This window comes from Tranquillimonas rosea, assembly GCF_900111315.1.
In the GTDB taxonomy this organism is placed as follows: domain Bacteria; phylum Pseudomonadota; class Alphaproteobacteria; order Rhodobacterales; family Rhodobacteraceae; genus Tranquillimonas; species Tranquillimonas rosea.
The window spans coordinates 37,462-58,823 of the sequence record NZ_FOGU01000012.1 but is presented as its reverse complement, the minus strand read 5'-3'; the positions used below and the strand labels follow the sequence as shown (position 1 = coordinate 58,823).

The 21,362-nt window shown below is 67.5% G+C and carries 24 protein-coding genes; 16 read left to right on the top strand and 8 right to left on the bottom strand.

Annotated features, from left to right (window positions below; translation table 11 throughout):
- Positions 1-27: 27 nt before the first annotated feature.
- The 5 genes from BMZ25_RS17190 (at position 28) to BMZ25_RS17170 (ending at position 5,358) form a co-directional block, all read left to right on the top strand.
- Positions 28-678 carry a DUF2291 family protein gene (locus tag BMZ25_RS17190; RefSeq protein WP_092695879.1) on the top strand — a complete coding sequence of 217 codons (651 nt, stop codon included), beginning with the start codon at positions 28-30 and terminating at the stop codon, positions 676-678.
- A complete protein-coding gene (locus BMZ25_RS17185; RefSeq protein WP_092695878.1) occupies positions 675-2,213 on the top strand; it encodes a sugar ABC transporter ATP-binding protein in 1,539 nt (512 codons plus the stop codon). The genes BMZ25_RS17190 and BMZ25_RS17185 overlap by 4 nt, the downstream gene beginning before the upstream one ends.
- 25 nt (positions 2,214-2,238) lie before the next feature.
- Positions 2,239-3,342: an ABC transporter permease gene (locus BMZ25_RS17180; protein ID WP_092695877.1), complete on the top strand. Its 1,104-nt coding sequence runs from the start codon at positions 2,239-2,241 to the stop codon at positions 3,340-3,342.
- A 77-nt stretch (positions 3,343-3,419) separates the two neighbouring features.
- Positions 3,420-4,382, top strand: coding sequence for a D-ribose ABC transporter substrate-binding protein (locus BMZ25_RS17175; protein ID WP_218142564.1), 963 nt, complete (start codon positions 3,420-3,422; stop codon positions 4,380-4,382).
- A gap of 124 nt (positions 4,383-4,506) precedes the next feature.
- Positions 4,507-5,358: a DeoR/GlpR family DNA-binding transcription regulator gene (locus tag BMZ25_RS17170; protein ID WP_092695875.1), complete on the top strand. Its 852-nt coding sequence runs from the start codon at positions 4,507-4,509 to the stop codon at positions 5,356-5,358.
- Between the two features lie 65 nt (positions 5,359-5,423).
- On the opposite strand, the gene derI is transcribed toward BMZ25_RS17170, so the two are convergent.
- The 3 genes from derI to BMZ25_RS17155 are packed head-to-tail and all read right to left on the bottom strand — an operon-like array spanning position 5,424 to position 7,448.
- Positions 5,424-5,888: a D-erythrulose-4-phosphate isomerase gene (gene derI, locus BMZ25_RS17165; RefSeq protein WP_092695874.1), complete on the bottom strand. Its 465-nt coding sequence runs from the start codon at positions 5,886-5,888 to the stop codon at positions 5,424-5,426.
- Between the two features lie 28 nt (positions 5,889-5,916).
- Positions 5,917-6,678, bottom strand: a complete 762-nt coding sequence (locus tag BMZ25_RS17160) for a triose-phosphate isomerase (protein ID WP_218142563.1) — start codon at positions 6,676-6,678, stop codon at positions 5,917-5,919.
- Between the two features lie 2 nt (positions 6,679-6,680).
- Positions 6,681-7,448 carry a DeoR/GlpR family DNA-binding transcription regulator gene (locus BMZ25_RS17155; RefSeq protein ID WP_092695873.1) on the bottom strand — a complete coding sequence of 256 codons (768 nt, stop codon included), beginning with the start codon at positions 7,446-7,448 and terminating at the stop codon, positions 6,681-6,683.
- Between the two features lie 138 nt (positions 7,449-7,586).
- Between BMZ25_RS17155 and BMZ25_RS17150 the strand changes: the two genes are divergently transcribed.
- Entirely contained in the window at positions 7,587-8,609 is a 1,023-nt protein-coding gene (locus tag BMZ25_RS17150) for a class 1 fructose-bisphosphatase (RefSeq protein WP_092695872.1), read from the top strand.
- 9 nt (positions 8,610-8,618) lie between these two features.
- Positions 8,619-9,662 carry a class II fructose-bisphosphate aldolase gene (gene fba / locus BMZ25_RS17145; protein WP_092695871.1) on the top strand — a complete coding sequence of 348 codons (1,044 nt, stop codon included), beginning with the start codon at positions 8,619-8,621 and terminating at the stop codon, positions 9,660-9,662.
- Positions 9,663-9,669: 7 nt separating this feature from the next.
- Here fba and BMZ25_RS17140 read toward each other — a convergent pair whose 3' ends face one another.
- The 3 genes from BMZ25_RS17140 to BMZ25_RS17130 form a co-directional block, all read right to left on the bottom strand.
- Positions 9,670-10,602, bottom strand: a complete 933-nt coding sequence (locus tag BMZ25_RS17140; protein WP_235859921.1) for a DMT family transporter — start codon at positions 10,600-10,602, stop codon at positions 9,670-9,672.
- 152 nt (positions 10,603-10,754) lie between these two features.
- Entirely contained in the window at positions 10,755-11,216 is a 462-nt protein-coding gene (locus tag BMZ25_RS17135; RefSeq protein ID WP_143071553.1) for a hypothetical protein, read from the bottom strand.
- 233 nt (positions 11,217-11,449) lie between these two features.
- On the bottom strand, positions 11,450-12,112 hold the full coding sequence (locus BMZ25_RS17130) for a helix-turn-helix transcriptional regulator (protein ID WP_092695869.1): 663 nt from the start codon (positions 12,110-12,112) through the stop codon (positions 11,450-11,452).
- Positions 12,113-12,483: 371 nt separating this feature from the next.
- Between BMZ25_RS17130 and BMZ25_RS17125 the strand changes: the two genes are divergently transcribed.
- Entirely contained in the window at positions 12,484-12,735 is a 252-nt protein-coding gene (locus BMZ25_RS17125) for a glycine zipper 2TM domain-containing protein (protein ID WP_092695868.1), read from the top strand.
- Between the two features lie 13 nt (positions 12,736-12,748).
- A complete protein-coding gene (locus tag BMZ25_RS17120; protein ID WP_092695867.1) occupies positions 12,749-13,096 on the top strand; it encodes an EF-hand domain-containing protein in 348 nt (115 codons plus the stop codon).
- 43 nt (positions 13,097-13,139) lie between these two features.
- On the opposite strand, the gene BMZ25_RS17115 is transcribed toward BMZ25_RS17120, so the two are convergent.
- Positions 13,140-13,979, bottom strand: coding sequence for a sulfite exporter TauE/SafE family protein (locus tag BMZ25_RS17115; RefSeq protein WP_092695866.1), 840 nt, complete (start codon positions 13,977-13,979; stop codon positions 13,140-13,142).
- A gap of 71 nt (positions 13,980-14,050) precedes the next feature.
- Complete coding sequence (locus BMZ25_RS17110; RefSeq protein ID WP_092695865.1) at positions 14,051-14,737, bottom strand: fumarylacetoacetate hydrolase family protein; 687 nt, start codon at positions 14,735-14,737, stop codon at positions 14,051-14,053.
- 162 nt (positions 14,738-14,899) lie between these two features.
- Between BMZ25_RS17110 and BMZ25_RS17105 the strand changes: the two genes are divergently transcribed.
- The 7 genes from BMZ25_RS17105 to BMZ25_RS17075 all read left to right on the top strand — a co-directional run bounded on the left by BMZ25_RS17105 (position 14,900) and on the right by BMZ25_RS17075 (position 21,362).
- A complete protein-coding gene (locus tag BMZ25_RS17105) occupies positions 14,900-15,586 on the top strand; it encodes a FadR/GntR family transcriptional regulator (protein ID WP_092695864.1) in 687 nt (228 codons plus the stop codon).
- Positions 15,587-15,677: 91 nt separating this feature from the next.
- Complete coding sequence (locus BMZ25_RS17100) at positions 15,678-16,664, top strand: ABC transporter substrate-binding protein (protein ID WP_092695863.1); 987 nt, start codon at positions 15,678-15,680, stop codon at positions 16,662-16,664.
- Between the two features lie 59 nt (positions 16,665-16,723).
- Entirely contained in the window at positions 16,724-17,542 is an 819-nt protein-coding gene (locus tag BMZ25_RS17095) for an ABC transporter permease (protein ID WP_235859920.1), read from the top strand.
- On the top strand, positions 17,539-18,354 hold the full coding sequence (locus BMZ25_RS17090; RefSeq protein ID WP_092695862.1) for an ABC transporter ATP-binding protein: 816 nt from the start codon (positions 17,539-17,541) through the stop codon (positions 18,352-18,354). The genes BMZ25_RS17095 and BMZ25_RS17090 overlap by 4 nt, the downstream gene beginning before the upstream one ends.
- A gap of 4 nt (positions 18,355-18,358) precedes the next feature.
- Positions 18,359-19,111, top strand: a complete 753-nt coding sequence (locus BMZ25_RS17085; protein ID WP_092695861.1) for an ABC transporter permease — start codon at positions 18,359-18,361, stop codon at positions 19,109-19,111.
- A gap of 141 nt (positions 19,112-19,252) precedes the next feature.
- Positions 19,253-20,359 carry a PAS domain-containing sensor histidine kinase gene (locus tag BMZ25_RS17080; RefSeq protein ID WP_235859919.1) on the top strand — a complete coding sequence of 369 codons (1,107 nt, stop codon included), beginning with the start codon at positions 19,253-19,255 and terminating at the stop codon, positions 20,357-20,359.
- Positions 20,360-20,456: 97 nt separating this feature from the next.
- Complete coding sequence (locus BMZ25_RS17075) at positions 20,457-21,362, top strand: metal ABC transporter substrate-binding protein (protein WP_092695860.1); 906 nt, start codon at positions 20,457-20,459, stop codon at positions 21,360-21,362.

Genomic DNA, 21,362 nt, shown 5'->3' with positions numbered 1-21,362 from the left:
CCAAGACTTAAGCCCGGAGGTGACTTCATGACGTCGCAGGCAACCGCATCCCGGCGCGGCGGACCAGGCAAGGGCACGCTGATCGCCTCGGCCGCCGCCGTCGTCCTGGTGGTAGCGATGGCGCTCGACACCACGGTCGTCGAGATCGGGTCAGAGCAGGCCAGCCAGGATCAGGGTTTCAACGCCGAAAGCTTCGGAGAGGAGCGTTTCCCCGAAATCCAGGCCGGCATCCGCGACCGCGCCGTGCCCGCCGAACAGCTCGCCGCCGCCATCGCCGAGGACAAGGCCGCCGCCGGCGAAGAGTACGGCACCCCCGGCGGTATCGGCCCGATCATGCCCGTCACCTTCACCGGCACCGCGCAGGACGCGAAATCCGGCGTCTACACCTTCGACGTGCCGAACGTGCCCGAAGAGCTGACGATCCGCGTGCAGACCGGCCCCGCGATCAACGGCACCGACCTGCGCGACGCGCCCGGCGACATCGAGTTCGGGCAGTTCCGCAACCAGATCGAGTATCAGAACGCCGGCGCCGCCCTGAACACCGAGATGAAGGAGCAGGTGCTGGCCGATATCGACACCGCGAACCTGTCGGGCAAGTCGGTCACGGTCACCGGCGTCTTCAAGCTGATCAATCCGAACAACTGGCTCATCACGCCGGTGGAGATGAGCGTGCAATGACCCGCGACGACGGAACCCCCGCGATCGGCGACGTCGTCCTGTCGGCGCGCAACGTCGCCAAGTCCTTCGGCAACGTCCACGCGCTCAAGGGCGTGAATTTCGATGTGCATTACGGACAGGTGACGACGCTCTTCGGCGAGAACGGCGCCGGCAAGTCGACGCTGATGAAGATCCTCTCGGGCGTCATCACGCCCAGCTCGGGCGAGATCGTGCTCGATGGCGCGCCGGTGGTCTTCCACTCTTCCACCGACGCCCGCGACCGCGGCATCTCGATCATCCACCAGGAGCTGAGCCTCGCGCCGAACCTCTCGGTGCGCGACAACATCTTCATGGGGCGCGAGATCACCGGCCCCCGCGGCGTCGACTACGCCGAGGAAGAGCGCCAGTCGCGCGCCCTGATGGAAGAGCTCGAAGAGGACATCGACCCGCGCACGCCGGTCGAGGATCTGCGCCTCGGCCAGCAGCAGGTGGTCGAGATCGCCCGCGCCCTGTCGGTGAACTCGCGCATCCTGATCATGGACGAGCCAACCTCGGCGCTGTCCGCCTCGGAGGTCGAGGTGCTGTTCAAGGTGATCCGCGACCTCAAGGCGCGCGGCGTGGCGATCGTCTATATCTCGCACCACCTCGAAGAGGCGCTGCAGATCACCGACCATGCGGTCGTGCTGCGCGACGGCGCGATGACCGCGAACGCCCCGCGCGACCAGATCGACCTGGAATGGATCGTCCGCAACATGGTGGGCGAGAACTTCGATCTCGGCTCCCCGCCCGAGGGCCACGGCATAGGCGAGGTCGCCCTGTCGATCCGCGATCTCGACGTGCCGGATGCATCGGGCAAGGACCGGCTGGCCGTGGACGGCGTGTCGATCGACGTGCGCGCGGGCGAGATCGTGTGCATCTACGGCCTGATGGGCGCCGGCCGCACCGAGATGATGGAATGTGTCGCCGGGCGCCTGCGATCGAACGGCGGCAGCGTCACCCTGCTGGGCGAGGACGTCACCCGCCTGCGGATCTCCGAGCGCATCGCCCGCGGGCTCGTCCTCGTGCCCGAGGACCGGCAGCGCGACGGGCTGGTGCAGACGATGTCGGTGGGCCAGAACCTGTCGCTCGCCTCGATCTCCGAGTTCACCCGCGGGCTGTTCACCTCGAACCGGCGCGAAAGCGGGATCGTGCAGGACTCGATCCGCGACGTGCACATCAAGACCGACGGTGGCGGCGCGGCGATCGGGTCGCTGTCGGGCGGCAACCAGCAGAAGGTCGTGATCGGCAAGATGCTGGCGACGAAGCCCAAGGTCGTGATGCTGGACGAACCCAGCCGCGGCATCGACGTCGGCGCCAAGGCCGAGGTCTTCGGCCTTCTGGCCGAGGGCGCCCGCGACGGCCTGGCCGTCCTCTATTCCACCTCCGAAGTCGGCGAATGTCTCAGCGTCGCGCACCGCATCATCGTGATGGCGCGGGGCCGCATCGCCGCCGAATTCGGGCCGGATGCCACCAAGGAACAGATCATGGCGGCCTCGGGCGAGGCCGTCGCGGCCTGAGCAGAACGAGAATCGGAGACTTCACATGGCCGATACCACCCAAGATAACAGCGGATCGCGCGGCGGCCTGTTCGGCGACGGCTTCGACCTCGGGCGGCTGCTGCTCGAAGGCCGGGCCTTCTTCGCGCTGATCGCGATCATCATCGTCTTCTCGATGCTGTCGCCGTTCTACTTCACGGTGAACAACCTTCTCATCATGTCCAGCCACGTGGCCATCTTCGGGCTGCTGGCGATCGGCATGCTGCTGGTGATCCTGACCGGCGGCATCGACCTGTCCGTCGGTTCGACCCTGGCGCTTTCGGGTGTCGTGGCCGGCGCGCTGATGCAGGGGGTCGAGCTGCAGATGTTCGGCGTCACGCTTTATCCGCCTGTCTGGGTGGTGGCGATCCTGGCCTGCGCGACGGGCGCCTTCGTCGGGATCATCAACGGCGTGCTCGTGGCCTATTTCAAGGTGCCGGCCTTCGTCGCCACGCTGGGCCTGCTCTACGTCGCGCGCGGCGTGGCGCTGCTGATGACCAACGGCCTGACCTACAACAACCTCGGCGGGCGCGAGGAGCTGGGCAATACCGGCTTCGACTGGCTCGGGTTCAACCGAATCTTCAACGTGCCGATCGGCGTCATCGTCCTGGCGGTGGTGGCCATCCTGGCGATGCTGATGCTGAACCGCACCGCGCTCGGCCGCTGGATCTATTCCACCGGCGGCAACGCCCGCGCGGCCGAGCTGTCGGGTGTGCCGGTCAAGCGGGTGACGGTGCTGGTCTACGTGATGTCGGGCGTCTGCTCGGCCATCGCCGGCCTCGTCCTGTCGTCGCAGCTGACCTCGGCGGGCCCAACCGCCGGCCAGACCTACGAGCTGACGGCGATCGCCGCGGTCGTGATCGGCGGCGCCGCCCTGACCGGCGGCCGCGGCAACGTGCGCGGCACGCTGCTGGGCGCGTTCGTGATCGGCTTCCTGTCGGACGGTCTCGTCATCATCGGCGTCTCGTCCTACTGGCAGACCGTGTTCACCGGCGCCGTCATCGTGCTGGCCGTGCTGCTGAACTCGATCCAGTACGGCGGCCGCAAGCGGTCCTCGCCCAAGACGACGGGCACGCCGCCCTCTTCCACGCCGAAGGCCAAGCAGGCCTGACGCACTCCGCGAGGCCGGCGGCGGAGGTCACCGCCGCCGGTTCCCTTCATCTGACTGACCCAAAAGGGAGGACACCAATGGTCACCAGAAGAACACTCATGGCGCTCACCGCGTCTGTCGCCGCCACCTCGCTGTTCGCCGGCAGCGCGCTGGCACAGGACAAGGGTCTGATGACGATCATCGTCAACGATCCCTCGAACCCCTACTGGTTCACCGAGGGCGAGGTCGCCAAGGCCACCGCCGAAGAGCTCGGCTACAGCGCCAACGTCTCGGCGCACAAGGGCGACACCAACACCGAAAGCAACCTGATCGACACCGCCATCACCAACCAGGCGGCGGCGATCATCCTCGACCCCGCCGACGCCGAAGGCTCGATCGGCGCGGTGCGCAAGGCGATCAACGCCGACATCCCGGTGATCCTCGTCAACGCCGAGATCAACGAATCCGGCCTCGCCAAGGCACAGCTCGTGTCGAACAACGCCCAGGGCGCCGCGCTCGGCGCGCAGTACTGGGCCGAGGAGATGGGCAGCGAAGGCTCCTACCTCGAACTGTTCGGCGCGCCGTCGGACAACAACGCGCAGACCCGCTCGAACGGCTACGAGACGGTGCTGAGCCAGTATCCCGACCTGACCAAGGCGGCCGAGGACGTGGCCAACTGGGACCGCACCCAGGGCTACAACAAGACCCAGTCGATGCTGCAGGCGAACCCCGATGTCGACGGCATCATCAGCGGCAACGACGAGATGGCGCTCGGCGCGATCGCGGCGCTGAAGGAAGCCGGCAAGCTGGGCGACGTGGTCGTCGGCGGCTTCGACGGGTCGCCCGACGCGGTGGACGCGATCAAGGCCGGCGAGCTGGCCTATTCGGTGCTCCAGCCCGTCGCGGTGTTCTCGGAAGAGGCTGTGCGCCAGGCCGACAACTTCATCCAGACCGGCGAGACCGGCGCGGATGCCGAGAAGCAACTGTTTGACTGCAGCCTGATCACGCCCGACAACGTCGATCAGTATTCCGCGCCTTTCGTCATGGACGGACAGTCGTAACATTGTCGCGGGGCGCCTCGTCGCGGGCGCCCCGCATCGGCCCTTCGGCGAGCGCCGCGCGCCGCGGCCTTCCCCGAAGGACCGGCCCCGCACGAAAGCGGCCCAACCGGAGACGGCACCGACAATGACCGAGGCAAGGCAGTTCCCCGATCCCGCCGTCGAACGGCTGATGGAGGAACCCGTGCCCGGCGACAGCCGGCAGGCCCGGCAGCTAGCCCGCCGCAAGCAGATCACCGAGGCGGTGATGGCCGAGGGCTCTATGCGGATCGAGGATCTCACCGAACGCTTTGGCATCAGCCTGATGACGGTGCACCGCGACCTGGACGAGCTGGTCAGCCGCGGCCTTCTGCGCAAGTCACGCGGCATCGTGTCCGCCGCCCCCACCAGCCTGATCGAATCCAGCGACGTCTACCGCGCCAATCGCCAGGCCGCCGAAAAGGCCGCCATCGCGCAGGCCGCACTCGCCTTCGTGGAACCGGGACAGGCGATCTATTGCGACGATTCCACCACCGTGCTGCAAATGGTGCCGGGGCTTCAGGACAAGGCGCCGCTGACTGTCATCACCAATTCGCTCACGCTGATGAACGAAATCTCGCCGCTGAGGAACGTCACGCTGCTGGGCCTCGGGGGAGAGTACCACAACTGGTGCAACGCCTTCATGGGCCACATGACCACGGGCGAGATCGGGCGGCTCCGCGCGGACGTGCTGTTCTTTTCGATGGCCGCCGTGATGGACGGGATGATCTTTCACCAGTCCCCCGGCATGGTCGAGACCAAGCGCGCGATGTTCGATACCGCCGAGCGCCGCGTGCTGCTGGTGGATCATACCAAGTTCGACCGCCGCGCCCTGCACAGCCTGGGCCGGCTGGCCGAGGTGGACACCGTGATCGTCGATGACGGCATCGCGGCCGATCAGCTCGACGCGATGCAGAGTGCCGGCGTCGAGGTCGTCGTCGCCCCGGTCGAGACCGCGTAGCACAACGAAAAACCGCCGCGGCCCGTTCGGACCGCGGCGGCAGGATCATGCATCGCCCGGCCCGGTCAGGCCGTCGCGTTGTACTTGGCGTCGACCTCGTTGATGGCGTTCACGTTGCCGGCCGACTTGCCGTTGGGATCGAATTCGTTCCCCAGGAAGGCATCCGCGATGTCCTTGGCCAGCTCGCTGCCGATGACCCGCGCGCCCATCGTGATGATCTGCGCGTTGTTCGACGTGGCCGCCTTGGCGGCGGAATACGTGTCGTGGGTCTGCGCGGCGCGGATCCCCGGCACCTTGTTGGCCGACATCGCGACGCCGATCCCGGTGCCGCAGCACAGGATCGCCTTGTCATAGGTGCCGTCCAGGATGCCCTGGCAGACCCGGTCCGACATGTTGGCATAGAATTCGGACTGGCCGGAGGGCGGCGTGCTCAGCTCGGTCACCTCGAGGCCGTCCTTGCCGCTGAAGTGTTCGATCAGGGCCGTGGCCAGCGGGGCGCCGGCGCTGTCGCCTGCGATTGCGAGTTTCATGGTGTATCCTCCTTCAGAGATGGAATGGTCAGATGACGGCGGCGCAGCGGTCGAGGATGTCGAGATAGCCCTCGACCTGCCAGGCCGCGCGCCCGATGAAGAGGCCGTCGATGTGATCGCGGACGATCAGCTCGGCGCAATTCTCGGCGTTGACGCTGCCGCCGTAAAGGCATGGAACGCGGCGGCCGAAAAGCTCCTGCGCGACCTCGGCGATACGGCCGTGCCGGTCCTCGGCATAGTCGGGCGTCGCGGGGGTTCCCCCCTCGCCGATCGCCCAGACCGGCTCATACGCCAGAAGGACGGGCTGCGCCTTCTGCGCCTCAGACAGCCGGGCGGCCAGCCCCTCGACCTGCGCGCGCAGCACGGCGTCGGCCCGGCCCGCATCCTTGTCCTCGGCGTGTTCGCCGATGCAGACCAGCGGGATCAGCCCGTGCCGGACCGCGGCCTCGGTCTTGAGCCCGACGGTCTCGTCGGTCTCGCCGAAATGGGTGCGCCGCTCGGAGTGCCCGAGCTCGACGATGTCGAGCCCACAATCGGTCAGCATCGGGGCCGAGACCTCGCCCGTCCATGCGCCCGCGTCGGCCCAGTGCATGTTCTGCGCGCCGACCTTCACGTCCGCCCCGGCCAGCGCCGCCTTCACCTCGCGCACGGCCGTGAACGGCGGAATCACGAAGGGCTGGATGCGCGGGTCGGTCGACACGCCGCGCAGACCGTCGGCAAAGCGCATAGCCTCGTCGAGCGTTTTGTTCATCTTCCAGCTGGTGCCAATCCAGACCTGTTGTTCTGCCACGCTCACGTCTCCTCTGCGTAATATAGGGGGATGCCGTCCTGCCGCAGCGCCTCGTCCGTGCCCTCGGGCAGACCGCGATTGGTGACGACACCGTCGAATTCCTTGAGATCGGCGAACAGGTGCAGCGCAGTGCGCCCGAACTTCTGCCGATCCGCCATCAGGTAACGCCGCTGGGACGACGCGATCATCCGCCGCTTCACCGCCAGCACCTCCTGGTTCTGGTGAAAGGCCGAACGCCCCTTGATCGACGAGCTCGACAGCAGCACGGCATCGGCCCGCAACCCCGCCAGCGCGTTCTCGGTCAGCACCCCGAAGAAGCCGTTGAACTTCTCGGAATAGGTCCCGCCCAGCGACAGCAGCTCTATCCCCGCAGCCCCGGACAGCGCCGTCATCAGCGCGAGGCTGTTGGTGATCACGGTGAGCGGGCGCTTTTCGATCAGGAACGGGGCCAGCGCCTCGGAGGTCGAGCCGTCGTCCAGCATCAGGCTCATCCCCGGCTCGACGAACTCGGCCGCCTTCGCCGCGATCCGCCGCTTCTCGTCCGAGGCGAGGCGCGCGCGATAGCGGAAATCGCTCTCGAACTGGCCACTGGCCTCGATTGTGGCGCCGCCGCGCACCTTGCGCAGCAGACCGTCGGCCTCAAGCTCGTCGAGATCGCGGTGAATGGTCATCTTCGAGACCGCGAAACGCGTCGCGAGCGCGTCGAGAGAGGCCGAGCCCTCTTCGATCAGCGTCTCGATGATTTCCCGCCTGCGGTCTTCCGGCCTCACGTCGGTGCCTCCCTTGCCTGATCCCGAATATAACACTTCTCGCCACGCTCGCAACGTCGATGATGTTATTTTGTGATTTAATGTTGTGATATCCTGTGACGTCGTGTAAACCTTCCCGCAGCTTTGAGGGAGGCTGACATGAGCGACACCGCCGGCGCGACCGCCCTGCCCGATCCCGCGGCCCCGCTGACGCTCCCCGCGGACGGCGCGGTGCAACTTCCCTCGCTCTCGGACCATTTCACACGCTCGGATGCCGATCCCCTGCTCGTCGCGCTGGTGCTGCGCATCGCCGACGCCGCCCTGCCGCTGGCCGCGCGCCTGGCCCGCGGGGCCGTGCCCGGCGACCCCGAGGCGATCACGGGCCACAACGACAGCGGCGACCGGCAGAAGGCGCTCGACGCCGCGGCGCACGACCACATGCTCGCCGCCCTCTCGGGCGCGAGCGTCGCGCAGGTCCTGTCCGAAGAGGCGCCGGTGCCGATCACGCTCGACCCCGAGGGCGCCTACGACGTGGCCATCGACCCGATCGACGGATCGGGCAGCATCGGCATCGGCGCGCAGCTGGGCTTGCTGTTCTGCGTCTACCCCGCCGGTCACACGATCCTGCGTCGCGGCCGCGACGCGGTCGCGGCGGGTTATGTCTGCTTTGGACACAGCGTCGATCTGGGCGTCACGCTGGGCAACGGCGTCGCCATCGCGACCCACGACCCCACCGACGGCACCTACCGCATCACCACCGAGCGCGCCCGCATCGCCCCCGAGGCGGGGATGATCGCCTTCAACGCCTCGAACCATCGCCACTGGGCGCCGGGCCTCCGCGCCTATGTCGACGACTGCCTCGCCGGCGCCGACGGTCCGCGCGGGCGCGACGTGAACATGCGCTGGATCGCCGCCGCCGTGGGCGACCTGCACCGCATCCTGCAACGCGGGGGCGCCTTTCTCTATCCCGCCGACGCGCGACCGAAATACGCGCACGGCCACCTGCGCCTTGCCTACGAGGCCGCGCCGATCGCCCTGCTGATGGAGCATGCCGGCGGCGCCGCCACCGACGGCACTCGGCCGATCCTCGACCTCGTGCCCGAGACGCCCCACCAGAAAACGCCGCTCTTCTTCGGGGCGGCGGACGAAATCGCCCTGATCTCTCGCTACCTGTCCGACTAGGAGGTCCCCATGGCCCGGATCACGCTCCGCCAGCTGCTCGACCACGCCGCCGCGAACGAGTACGGCGTCCCCGCCTTCAACATCAGCAACATGGAACAGGGTCTCGCCATCATGGCCGCCGCCGACGCGACGGACGCGCCCGTGATCCTGCAGATGAGCCGCGGCGCCCGCGCCTATGCCAACGACCTGATCCTGTCCAAGCTGCTGGACGGCCTGACCGAGCTTTACCCGCACATTCCGGTCTGCGTGCATCTCGACCACGGCAACAACGTCGCAACCTGTGTCACCGCGATCCAGCACGGCTTCACCTCGGTGATGATGGACGGCTCGCTGAAGGAGGACGGCAGCACGCCGGCGGACTATGCCTACAACGCCGCCATCACCCGCCGGGTGGTCGAGATCGCCCACGCGGCCGGCGTCTCGGTCGAGGGCGAGTTGGGCGTGCTGGGGTCGCTCGAGACCGGCATGGGCGACCAGGAGGACGGGCACGGCGCCACGGAAAAGCTGTCCCACGACCAGCTCCTGACCGACCCCGACGAGGCGGAACGCTTCGTCGCCGACACCGGCGTCGACGCGCTGGCGGTGGCGATGGGCACCAGCCACGGCGCCTACAAGTTCACCCGCGAGCCCGACGGCGAGGTATTGGCGATGGACGTGATCGAGGCGATCCACAAGCGCCTGCCCGACACGCACCTCGTGATGCACGGCTCGTCCTCGGTCCCGCAGGACCTGTGCGAGATCATCAACACCCATGGCGGCGAGATCCGCCCGACCTGGGGCGTGCCGATGGAAGAGATCCGGCGCGGCATCCGCCACGGCGTGCGCAAGGTAAACATCGACACCGACATCCGGCTCGCCATCACCGCCGCGATCCGCACCACGCTGGGCGAGACCCCCGGCGAGTTCGACCCGCGCAAGTACATGGGCCCGGCGATGAAGGCGGTGACGCAGCTCTGCACCGAGAAGTTCGAGGCGTTCGGCACCGCCGGCAACGCCGAGCGCCTGCGCGCCGCGCCGCTGCGCGAGATGTCGCGTCGCTACACTACGGCCTGAGCGGCGCTCAGCGCCGGGCCGACGGGCGGCGCTCGGGCTCGTGCCCGGTGCGCCGCTCGCGGTGGAACACGTAGATCCCCGATCCCAGGATGATCGCCGTGCCGAGCCACGTCATCGCGTCGGGGAAATCCCCGAACACGACGTAGCCCACGATCGTCGCGCCGACGATCTCGAGATACTGGAACGGCGCCAGAACGCTCGCCTCGGTCTGGCTGAACGCGACCGTCAGCAGAAGAAAGGTCAGCGCCGCCAAAGCGCCTGCGGCCAGCACCGCCCACATCGCCCAGGCCGGCCCGTCCAGAAGAGTCGCCGGATTCCCGCCCCGCAGCGCGGTCACCGCCGCGGCCGCCAAGAGCAACCCCGCCGCGCTGAACGTCGCGCCCAGCTGGAAGGTGACGGCCGAGCGGGTGCGCGTGGCGATCCGCAGCACGATCATGTTCGCCGCATAGGCCAGCGCCCCGAGCGCCGGCAGCAGCACCACCGGCCCGAACACGGCAAAGTTCGGCCGGATCACGACCAGCGCGCCGATCAGCCCGACCCCGACGGCGGCATAGCGGCGCGGGCCCGCAACCTCGCCCAGGAACGGCCCGGCCAAGAGCGTCAGCAACAGCGGCTCGATGAAGAAGATCGCGATGGCCGTGGCGATGGGCATGTGCTGGAACGCCGAGATCAGGCAGAACAGCACCACCACGATCAGCGCACCCGAGAACAGCGCCGGCAGCGACAGGATCGAGCCACGCAGGCGGTGCCGCATGACAAGGCCGATCGGAACGAAGAACAGCGCCTGCGCCAGCGTCCGCCACTGCGTTACCTCGAAGGGCGGCACCACGTCGGTCAGAAGCTTCGAGATCGCGTCGCCCACCGGCAACAGCGCCATCGCCACGCACATCGCCGCCATGCCACGGCTGTCGGCGGGCTTTTCGCTCGGCGTATCGGTCATGCCAAACCTCCTGTTCCACCGCCCCGCCGAGCGGCGGTCGGTCAGTCCGGGCGTTCAGGACGAATGAGATACGGTGCGGGTGCCCCGCGGGGCGCACAAGATTGACGCCATCAATCGCCGCGACACAGGCCTATTGCCGCGCTGCCGCCCGGTCAATCCTCGGCGCGCGGGCCTCCTATCCGCCGGGACGACAGGCGCGCCGCGGCCCTGCGCACGGGTGGCGCCGTCTGCTTGCGCTGACGCTCGCGCCGCCTCAGCGCCCGGACCGCGGCCCCCGGCCCGATCACCTGCAGGCCCGATCCGCCCGCGCTCCCATCGGCGAGATACGACACCTCGCTTCCCGGCAGGGGGATGCGGAAATCCCGCTCGGAGGGCGCGGCCACCGGGTCCACCCCGTCGAGATGGGGATAGGTCTCGCTCCGGCCCGCTTGGACGATCGCATCGAGGATCAGATAGTTCCGCTTGGCCGCGGACAGCCGGACGAGATTGCCCACCACGTGAAAGCGGAACAGTGCCGCATCGCGGCCGCGCCGGTCTGTCGCGGGGGCCGAAATGTAGACGGCCGCCAACCGCTCCATTGTCTGTCGCAACCGCTCGGGGCTGCTGAAAGTCATCGGGGTGGAGTCGACAGACCCCTCCCGCGCCCCGCGATCGGGGGCGTTCAATCGTGTCTTGAATGGCATCGCACAAATTACGCTATAATCTCTGCTGATACCTCAACGACATGCGCCGCCCCGCCGCAAGATGCCCCGTGGGGCTATTTTCCCGCGGCGCCATTCCTGCATGATCCCGGATTCGGATTATTATTCAGAGATTTACACGGGATACCTGATGCACTTTGTTGAATTCAGTCCCGATCGTTTCGCGGCAGACCTGACGTAATTCCCAAGTAACTGCCCGTCCCGAGCAGCCCGCGTTCCTGCGCCCGCTGCGCGGCCTCGGTGTTGGTCTCGGCGTTAAGCACCCGCCGGGCGCCGCGCAACCGGTTCTTCAGCGCGGTGCGCGAGATCCCGAGGTCGAAGCAGATGGCGTCATAGGTCCGGCCGCTGGCGAACAACTCGAGCGCGGCGCGTTGCCGGGGCCTGAGATCCTCGCGCTCTTCGGTCAAGACGTGCAGTTCGCGGACCAGCCCCTCGATCTCGGCGATCTCGGCATCGGTGAACTCGCGGTCGCCCCGCCCGATGGAGCCGAGGCTGCGCGATTCGACCGGTCCGTAGCCGAACGCGGCGCCGTAGGCATAGCCCGCTTCGGCCGCCGCGGGAAACACGCCCAGTGGATCCGGCATGTCGATCTCGGACCAGCGCCGCGCCCCGTCGTTGACCAGCGGCCAAACCACGGCGGGATCGTTGAGGATGAACTTGCGCCGGGAATACTCGCGCGACCAATCGCTGCGATAGGTGTTCCGCACCAGCGCCGGGCGGCTGTAGCGAATGTGAAAGCCGAAATTGTAGCCCTCGGGCGCCAACTCATCCAATCGCGCGAACAGCTTTTCCGTGGCGGGGTCTGGCATGGCTGGCTCGGTCCGGGGGGCTTCTGTAGCGCGGCGTTCCCCCAGACCTGTGACAGGCACGGGCTGGAATCAATCGCCTGAGACCGGATTTTTTGCCTTTGGCCCAAACACTTGGGGCATGCCCCGCCGTCAGGGTACAGCCCGCGGAGAGGTGTTTCGCGCGCGAAACATCCGGATCGGCCCCATTTTCGTCGGCGCGAATTTGCCTGTCCGTTCGGACAATTGCGCCTGGATGATCAACCACATTGACCGGCCCGGACCTTTCTGCCCTCATCGCAGGACGCCGTACTGGCACGGATGCTCCGCGCCCCGTTGTCACACGGACCTTGGTGCGCCGGCATCCGGCTTTTTTCACGTTCAGGGAGAGAACAATGACGTTCCCCACGAAATCGCTACTCGGAGGCGCCACGATCGCGTTGCTCCTTCAGGGGTGCGCGGCGGCGACGCCCGAGCAGCAGCGCGCACGCGAACACGAGATCGCCTGCATCGGCGGCACCGTCACCGGCGCGCTGGTCGGCGGAGCGGTTGGCAACGCGTTTGGATCAGGTAGAGGTCAGGACATCTTCCGCGCGGCCGGCGCCGGTGCCGGCGCGACTGCCGGTGCGCGGTACTCCTGTGGCTGAAGGGACAGAAAAGATGGGCAAGAGCATTCTCGCACTCGCGATCACAATGGCCGCCGCCGTGCCGGCGGCCGCGCAGACAGGGACGCTGGACGGCAGCAACCTGGCCGCGCTCGACACAAACGGCGACGGGGCCGTCTCGCAGGAGGAGTTCGCGGTCTTCGTGAACGCCGCCTTCCAGCAGATGGACACCAACGGCGACGGCAGCCTGACGGAGGCCGAGCTGGACCCGCACCTGACCACCGACTCGATTGCCACCCTAGATACGGATGGCAACGGGGTCGTGTCGCCGCAGGAATTCAGCACGCGCATGTCGCAGGACTTTGCCGCCGCTGACCAGGACGGCGACGGGATGCTGAACTGAGAAACGAACGACGGGCGCGCGACCACCGCGCGCCCGTCCGCGGTCAGCCCAGGACCTGGCCGTAGAGATCGACGAACATCCGCAGCGACGTCAGCCCGAGGAACAGGCCGAAGACCAGCCGCAGGGCGCGCGGCGGAATGGCATGGGCGATAGCCACGCCGACGCGGGCGAACACCACCGTCAGCGGAATGATCACCGCAGCGGCCAGCAGGTTCACGTAACCCAGCGAGAACGGCAGCAGCCCCTCGGCGCCCCAACCCGTGATGATGTACATCAACGCGCCCGGCAGGCCGATGATGAAGCCGATCGCGGCCGAGGTGCCCACCGCGCGGCGAATGTCGTAGCCGAGGAAGTTCAGGAGCGGCACGCAGACCGTCCCACCGCCGATCCCCATCATCGCCGACACCGCCCCGGCCAGCACGCCGAGCCCGGCCCAGACCGGGCGCGAGAACGAGCGCGGTTCGGGCGCCCCGCTGGGCTTGCGGAAGATCATGTCGAGCGCGACGAGCGCCGCGACAACCGCGAACACCGCCACCAGGATCAGCCCGCTGACCACGCCGCCAAGCGCCGCACCCAGCAGAACGCCCACCAGGATCGACGGCCCCCACAGCCGCAACAGGCCGAAATCGATCGCCCCCTTGCGATGGTGCCCGCGGGCCGAGGAGAGCGAGGTGAAGACGATGGTTGCCAGGGACGTGCCCACCGCCACCTGCATGGTGATCGCCGGGTCCATCCCAACCAGGGACAGCGAGAGGTAGAGCGCGGGCACGATGACGATGCCGCCGCCCACGCCCAGCAGGCCGGCGAGGATGCCTCCGCCCACGCCCGCACTGATCGCCACCGCGGCGAGCGTCAGAAGCTCCCCGGTCTCGAGACCGCCCATGCCCTCTCCTTTCCCGTCCGTTCAGGATCCACCGGCGCGCGCGGGCGCCGGCGGTATGTTTCGCGCCGCGCTCACGTAACGCGAACGCTCAGGTCGGCCAACCCTTCGACATGGGCGACGATCTCGTCCCCCTTCTTGACCGGACCGACGCCGGCGGGCGTGCCGGACAGGATCACGTCGCCCGGCGCGAGTTCGAAGAACTTGGAGAGATACGAGATCATCTCGGGCACCTTCCAGATCATCTGGTTCAGATCGCCCTCCTGCCGGACCTCGCCGTTGACCTTGAGCTCGACGCGGCCCTCGCTGGGATGGCCGGTGGACTCGGCGCTGTAGATCGGCCCGATCGGCGCAGACCGCTCGAACGCCTTCCCGATTTCCCACGGGCGGCCCATCTTCTTCTGCTCGCCCTGAAGATCGCGGCGCGTCATGTCGATCGACACCGCGTAGCCGTAGACGTGGTCGAGCGCATCCTCGACGGCGATGTCGGTGCCGCCGGATTTCAGCGCGACGGCCATCTCGACCTCGTGATGCACGTCCGAGCTTTGCGTCGGATAGGGAAAGTCGCCCGACGGGTCGAGGTTGTCGGGATTTTTCTGGAAGAAGAACGGCGGCTCCTTGTCGGGGTCGTGCCCCATCTCGACGGCGTGCGCGGCGTAGTTGCGGCCGATGCAGTACACGCGCCGCACGGGAAACTTCGCGGCCTGCCCCTCGATCGGAAGGGCAACGGGTTTGGGCGGGTCGATGGCGTAGTCGGTCACGGGGTCCTCCTCTGGTTTCGGTCCACCTCTAGCGGTCGCAGCCGGATCAATCAATCCGGATTAATCCACTCATTGGCGCATTTTACGCGATTGATCAACCTTTCCTTGGCGAATGGGCCGGTCCTGTGTAACAGTGAAGCACACGACAGGCGAATCGAAGCGATGCTGCAAAACACCGAAACACGCAAGACAGACGCGCTTTCCCTGCTGCGCGACTATATCGATGCCGGCGGTTATGGCGCGGGCGACAAGCTGCCGCCCGAGCGGCAATTGATCGACCAATTGGGCCTGACCCGCGCCGCATTGCGCCAGGCGCTCGAGACGCTGGAACGCTCCGGCGCGATCTGGCGGCACGTGGGCAAGGGCACGTTCATCGCCGAGGGCCCGCCGGGCATGGCGCCGGACCTCGACAGCCTGACGAGCCTCGGCCGGCAGCTGACGCCGATGCGGATGATGCAGGCGCGGATCTGCATCGAACCGGCGCTGGCGCGCGAGGCGGCCGTCCATGCCACGGGCGAGGAGATGACCGCGATGGAACAGATCCTGCAGCGCTCGCGCGCCGCGGCGACCTGGGCCGAGTACGAGGCGCAGGACGACCAGTTCCACCGGACGCTGGCGGAATCCACGGACAACGCCATGCTGCTGTCCGTCTTCGATCAGCTCAACCGGGTCCGCCGCGCGGTCACCTGGGGCACCGTGAACCGCAGCAGCACCCGGCCGCCGGCGAATCACACCAGTTTCGACGAGCACGACGCGATCGCCCGCGCGATCGCCGAGCGCGACCCCGACGGCGCATGGTCCGCCATGCGCACGCATCTGAAATCCGTATCCGCGCGGCTGTTCCCATGACGGGATAGCCGCGTCCGGGCCCGGGGACGGGCGCCGCGAGACCGGGAGGAGGACCCGCGCGGCAACATCCACACATCTGGGAGGAGACACCATGACAATTGACAGACGGAACCTGATGACGGGCGCCATCCTCGCCGCGGCCCTCGCCGGCGCCGGCCCGGCCGCCGCGCAGGACGGCGACCCGCTGCGCGTGGCGATGGGCGACATCGCCAGCGTTGAAAGCCTGAACCTGCTGATCGCGATGGAACGCGCCGAGGAACGCGGGGTGCCGATGGAGCTGCAATACTTCAACTCCGAGGACGTCGCGGTGCAAGCCGTTCTGGGCGGCGAGGCCGAGATCGGCGTGGGGGCGCCCTATGCCTTCATCCAGAACTCGGACGCGCCGATCCGGATGTTCTACCGGATGAGCACGCTGCTGTTCTTCCCGGTGGTCAACTCCGAGGTCTATTCGGGATGGGCGGATCTCGACGGTGAGGAAGTGACCGTCCACTCGCGCGGATCGGGCACCGAGGCGCTGATGCGGCTGATGGAGAAGAAGGAAGGCATCACCTTCTCGAACATCTCGTACATTCCCGGCTCGGAAGTGCGCGCCGGCGCCATGCTGCAGGGCAACGTGAACGCGTCGATCGTGGACGCGGCGAACTTCCGGCTGCTGCAGGAGGAAGGCGGCGACAAGTTCATGCGCCTGCCGGTCGAGGGCGTGAACGCCACCGACGAGGCGCTCTATGCCAGTGCCGAGGTGCTGGAGGCCCGCAGCGACGACATCCAGGTGTTCGTCGAGGAACTGCTGGGCACTTGGCGCGACATCGAGGAAGACCCGTCGATCGTGGGCGAGCTGCGCGACGAGTACAACCTGCTGCCCGATCTTCCCGACAAGGCGGCGTCGGCGGCGGTGCCCTATTACGAGGAAGCGGTCGAGAACGGCGTCTATCCCACCGACGGGGGCGAACCCGCCGACGTGCAGGACGACATCGAGTTCCTCGCCACGGCCGGACAGGTCGAGGGCAGCGCCGAGGACATCGAGCCGACCGATTTCTGGGACTTCGGCCCGCTCGAGGCGGCAAAGTCGTCGAACTGAGCCCGTCCCGCGCCCGCCCCCCGTGGCGGGCGCGCATCTTCTCCGGAATGTGAGGGGTCATGACCAAGACCGACACCGTCCCGTCCGCCATCGCCGGCGGCGTCACAGGGGGCGCAATGACACGCTTCGCCCAGATGCCGGTGTTCTGGCGCCTGCTGTCACTCGCCCTGTTCTTCGGGGCGTGGGAGCTGGCCGGGCAGAGCAACTTCAACGCCGCCTTCCCGACCTTTACCGAGACCTTCGCGGCCTTCGTAGAGATGGTGCTCGACGGGTCCATGGGCGCGGCGTACCTGCGCACCATCGAGCCGCTGATCGTCGGCCTCGCCTTCTCGCTCGGCGTGGGGGTGGCCGCGGGGGTGGCGATGGGCCTGCGCCGGGACGTGGAGTTCCTGACGCTGCCGATCTTCATCACCATGCAGGCCGCGCCGATGGCCGCGCTGATCCCGCTGATCACCTTTGTCTACGGGGTCGGGCTGGCCTCGAAGGTTCTGGCGGTGGTGTTCCTGGCGATGCCGGTGATCACCATCAACAGCTACAAGGCGGTGCGCAACGTGCCGGGCTCGCTGCTGGACATGACGCGCAGCTTCATGGGCAGCCGCTGGCAGCAGATCACCCGGATCATCCTGCCCGCCGCCAGCCCGATGATGTTCGCCGGCATCCGGCTGGGCGTGGCCGAGGGCTTTTCCGGCGTGGTGCTGGCCGAGCTGCTGATTACGCCGACGGGGATCGGGGACCTGATCACCTATCACCGCTCGGTGGCCAATTTCGGCCACATGTACGCGACCATCGTGTCGATCGTGGCCTTCGCGGTGATCGCGGTGTCCCTGCTCTACCACCTCGAAACGAAACTCTTCCGGCCCGAAAAGAGAGGTCAATGATGAACGCTATTGCTCAAGCCGAGCCCTCTGCCACCGTGGCCGGCTCCGCCCCCGCGACGCCGATCGTGCGCACCCGCGGGATTCACAAGGTCTATGGCGGCACCGTGCACGCGCTCAAGGACATCAACCTAGAGTTCAAGCGCGGTGAGCTGACCAGCCTGCTGGGCCCCTCGGGCTGCGGCAAGACCACGCTGCTGAAGATCATCGCCGGCCTTCTGGAGCCCACCGAGGGCGAGGTCGAGGTGAACGGCAAGCCGGTCACCGGCCCCGGCCCCGAACGCGCCTTCGTGTTCCAGGACTTCGCGCTGATGCCTTGGGCCACCGTCCTGCGCAACGCCGCCTTCGGGCTGGAGTTGCAGGGCGTGAACCGCTCCGAGCGCGAGGAGCGCGCCCGCCACTACGTCAACGAGGTCGGGCTGTCGGGGTTCGAGGACAAGTATCCCCACGAGCTGTCGGGCGGCATGCGCCAGCGGGTCGGGCTGGCGCGGGCGCTGGCGGTGGACGCCGACGTTCTGCTGATGGACGAGCCGTTCTCGGCGGTGGACGAACAGACCCGCCGCAAGTTCCAAGAGGACCTGATCCACCTGCGCGAGCGCGAGAACAAGACCTTCATCCTTGTCACACACTCTATCGAGGAGGCCGTCTACCTGTCCGACCGCATCGTCCTGCTGTCGCCCCGCCCCGGCCGCGTGGGCCAGGTGATCGACCCCGAGATCGAGCGCAAGGGCGACCCCGACGCGATCCGGCGCGCGCCGGAATATCTCGACCTGACGGACGAGATCTGGCGTGGCCTGCGCGAATACGTGGAGTGAGCCGATGTATATCCGTGGAATCTACGTCCCCCAGTTCGTCGCCCTGCTGTTCTGGGTGGTGGTCTGGGAAATCGTCGGGCAGTTCGAGCTGCTGATGCTGTTCCCGCCCTTCTCGGAGGTGGTCGTCGCCATCGGCGACGTCGTGACCTCGCCCAGCTTTGTCGACGCGGCGGCGCTGACGGCCTATTGCTATCTCGCCGGGCTGTTCCTGGCGGTGGTGGTCGGCATCTCGCTGGGGCTTCTGATGGGGCTGGTGCCGGCGGCGGACAAGCTTCTGAACATGTGGATCAACATCTTCCTGTCGGCCCCGCTGTCGGCGCTGGTGCCGGTGATCATGATCCTCTTCGGGATGGGCCAGCCGACGGTCATCGTCACCGTGTTCATGTTCGCGGTCTGGATCATCGCGCTCGACGCACGGGCGGGCGTGCAGCATGTCTCGACGTCGCTCAAGGAGATGGCGCTGTCCTTCGGCGCGTCGCGAACCCAGCGGCTGAAGATCATCCTCCTGTCGGCCCTCCCCGAGATCCTGGCCGGCATCCGGCTGGGCGTCATCCGCGGCGTGAAGGGCGTGGTGATCGGGCAACTCCTGGTGTCGATCATCGGCGTCGGCGCGCTGTTCTCGCTCTATAGCCAGAACTTCCTGATGGGCCATTTCTGGGCGCTGATCCTGATCCTGTTCGCCTTTGCCCTCTCGCTGGCCGAGTTGATCGGGCGGCTCGAGCAGCGCGTGGAGTACTACGCCGGCGCCCGTCACTGACGCCGCGCCGGGGGCTCCGGCGAACGACATCCGTTTCGGTCCGCGGGAACTTGCCTCGCGGGCCGAAAAGGGACTTGGAGATTCGGATGGGTGGTGCGATGTCATAATATGTATCGACACTCGTTTCCCCGGATCGCCGCATTGAGTCAGAAGCAGACCGCCGCCACGGCTTTTCTTGCCGGTGGCGGCAAGATGGGACGGCAAATCGCGTCGCACGACTGGGCGGCAACGCCGCTCGGCCCGATCGAGGACTGGCCTGCCGTCCTGAAGATCACGGTCGGCACGATGGTCAACTCCGCCTTTCCCAAGTGCCTGTGCTGGGGAGAGGACCTGACGATGATCTACAACGACGCGTTCGTTCCGATCCTCGACCGGAAGCATCCCTGCCTCGGCATGCCGTTCCTGTCGGTCTGGGCCGAAGGCCGGGACACGATCGGCCCCATCGCCGACCGCGCGATGGCCGGCCATTCGACCTTCATCGAGGACTTCCCGCTGGAGACGAACCGGTCGGGCACATTCGATACGGCGCATTTCACCTTCTGCTACAGCCCCGTGCGGGACGAGACCGGCGCGGTGTGCGGCATGCTCGACACCGTGGTCGAGACCACCGGCAAGGTGAAAGCCGAGAAGTTCGCGGCCCTGCGCAATCATGAATTGGTGCACCGGTCGCGCAACGCCTACGCGCTGGTCTCGGCGCTGGTGAACCAGACCTTCCGGGGCAGCGGCTCGCTGCACGAGATAAGGGACGAGTTGCAGCGCCGCATCGGCGCGCTGGTGCGTGCGCAGGACCTGCTGATCGAGGGCAACTCGACCCGCGGCACGCTGGAGCTGGTGGCCCGGCGGGCGTTGCACCCCTTTCTCGACGATCCGCGCCGGTTCGAGTTTCGCGGGCCTGCCCTGTCCCTTGGCCGGGAACAGGTCACGACGCTGAGCCTCTCGCTGCACGAGCTGGCGACGAACTCGGTCAAGTACGGCGCGCTCGGCAGCGCCGAGGGAAGCGTGCTGGTCGCCTGGGATCTTACCGGCAGCGACGGGGCGCTGACGTTGCGCCTGACCTGGCGCGAGCGCGACGGCCCCGAGGTGGTCGAACCAAAGTCGAAGGGCTTTGGCAGCCGCCTGATCCGCCAGACCCTGCCCGCCTCGTTCAGCGGCAAGGTGGATGTCGACTATGCGCCAGACGGCCTGCGGGTCACGCTCGTTGCCGACGCGACCCGGTTGGTGGCCGAGGACCAGCTCGCCGCGGAATGATGCGCCCCGCTTTTGCGAGCGGCTCGCATTTTTGTTTGACCGTTGCGAGTGACTTGCAGTAGCAATTCAGGGACACAGTTCCCAGAAGGAGACCGCGATGCGACGCCTTGCCCCTGCCCTTGCCGCGACGACCGCGCTGGCGACGCTGTGCTCCCAGACCGCGGCGGCGGACGGCCCCCCCCTGAAGGTGGTCACCACCTTCACCGTGCTGGCCGACATGGCGCAGAACGTCGCCGGCGGGGCGGCCGAGGTCGTGTCCGTCACCAAGCCGGGGGCCGAGATCCACGGCTACGAGCCGACCCCGCAGGACATCGTCCGCGCCCATGACGCGGACCTGATCCTGTGGAACGGGCTGAACCTGGAGCTGTGGTTCGAGCAGTTCCTGTCGAATATCGGCGACGTGCCCTCGGTCACGCTGACCGAAGGGATCGACCCGATCCCCATCGCCGAGGGCGCCTATGAAGGGGAGTCGAACCCCCATGCCTGGATGGGGCTGGAAAACGCGATGGTCTATGTCGACAACATCGCCGCGGCCCTGGCCGAGCACGACCCGGACAATGCCGACACGTACCGCGCCAACGCCGACGCCTACAAGCAGCGCATCCGCGACACCATCGCCCCCCTGCGCGACGAGATCGCCGCGATCCCCGAGGAACAGCGCTGGCTGGTGAGCTGTGAGGGGGCGTTCTCGTATCTCGCGCGGGATTTCGGGATGCGCGAGCTCTACCTCTGGCCGATGAACGCCGACCAGGTGGGCACGCCGCAGCAGGTGCGCGCGGTGATCGACGGGGTGCGCGACAACGACATTCCCGTCGTCTTCTGCGAAAGCACCGTGAACACCGCCCCCGCCCAGCAGGTCGCGCGAGAGACCGGCGCCGCCTATGGGGGCGAGCTGTATGTCGACAGCCTGTCCGAACCGGGCGGCCCCGTCCCGACCTACCTGGACCTCTTGCGCATGACCTCGGACACCATCGCGAGTGGCCTGTCAGAGAACCTGAACTGA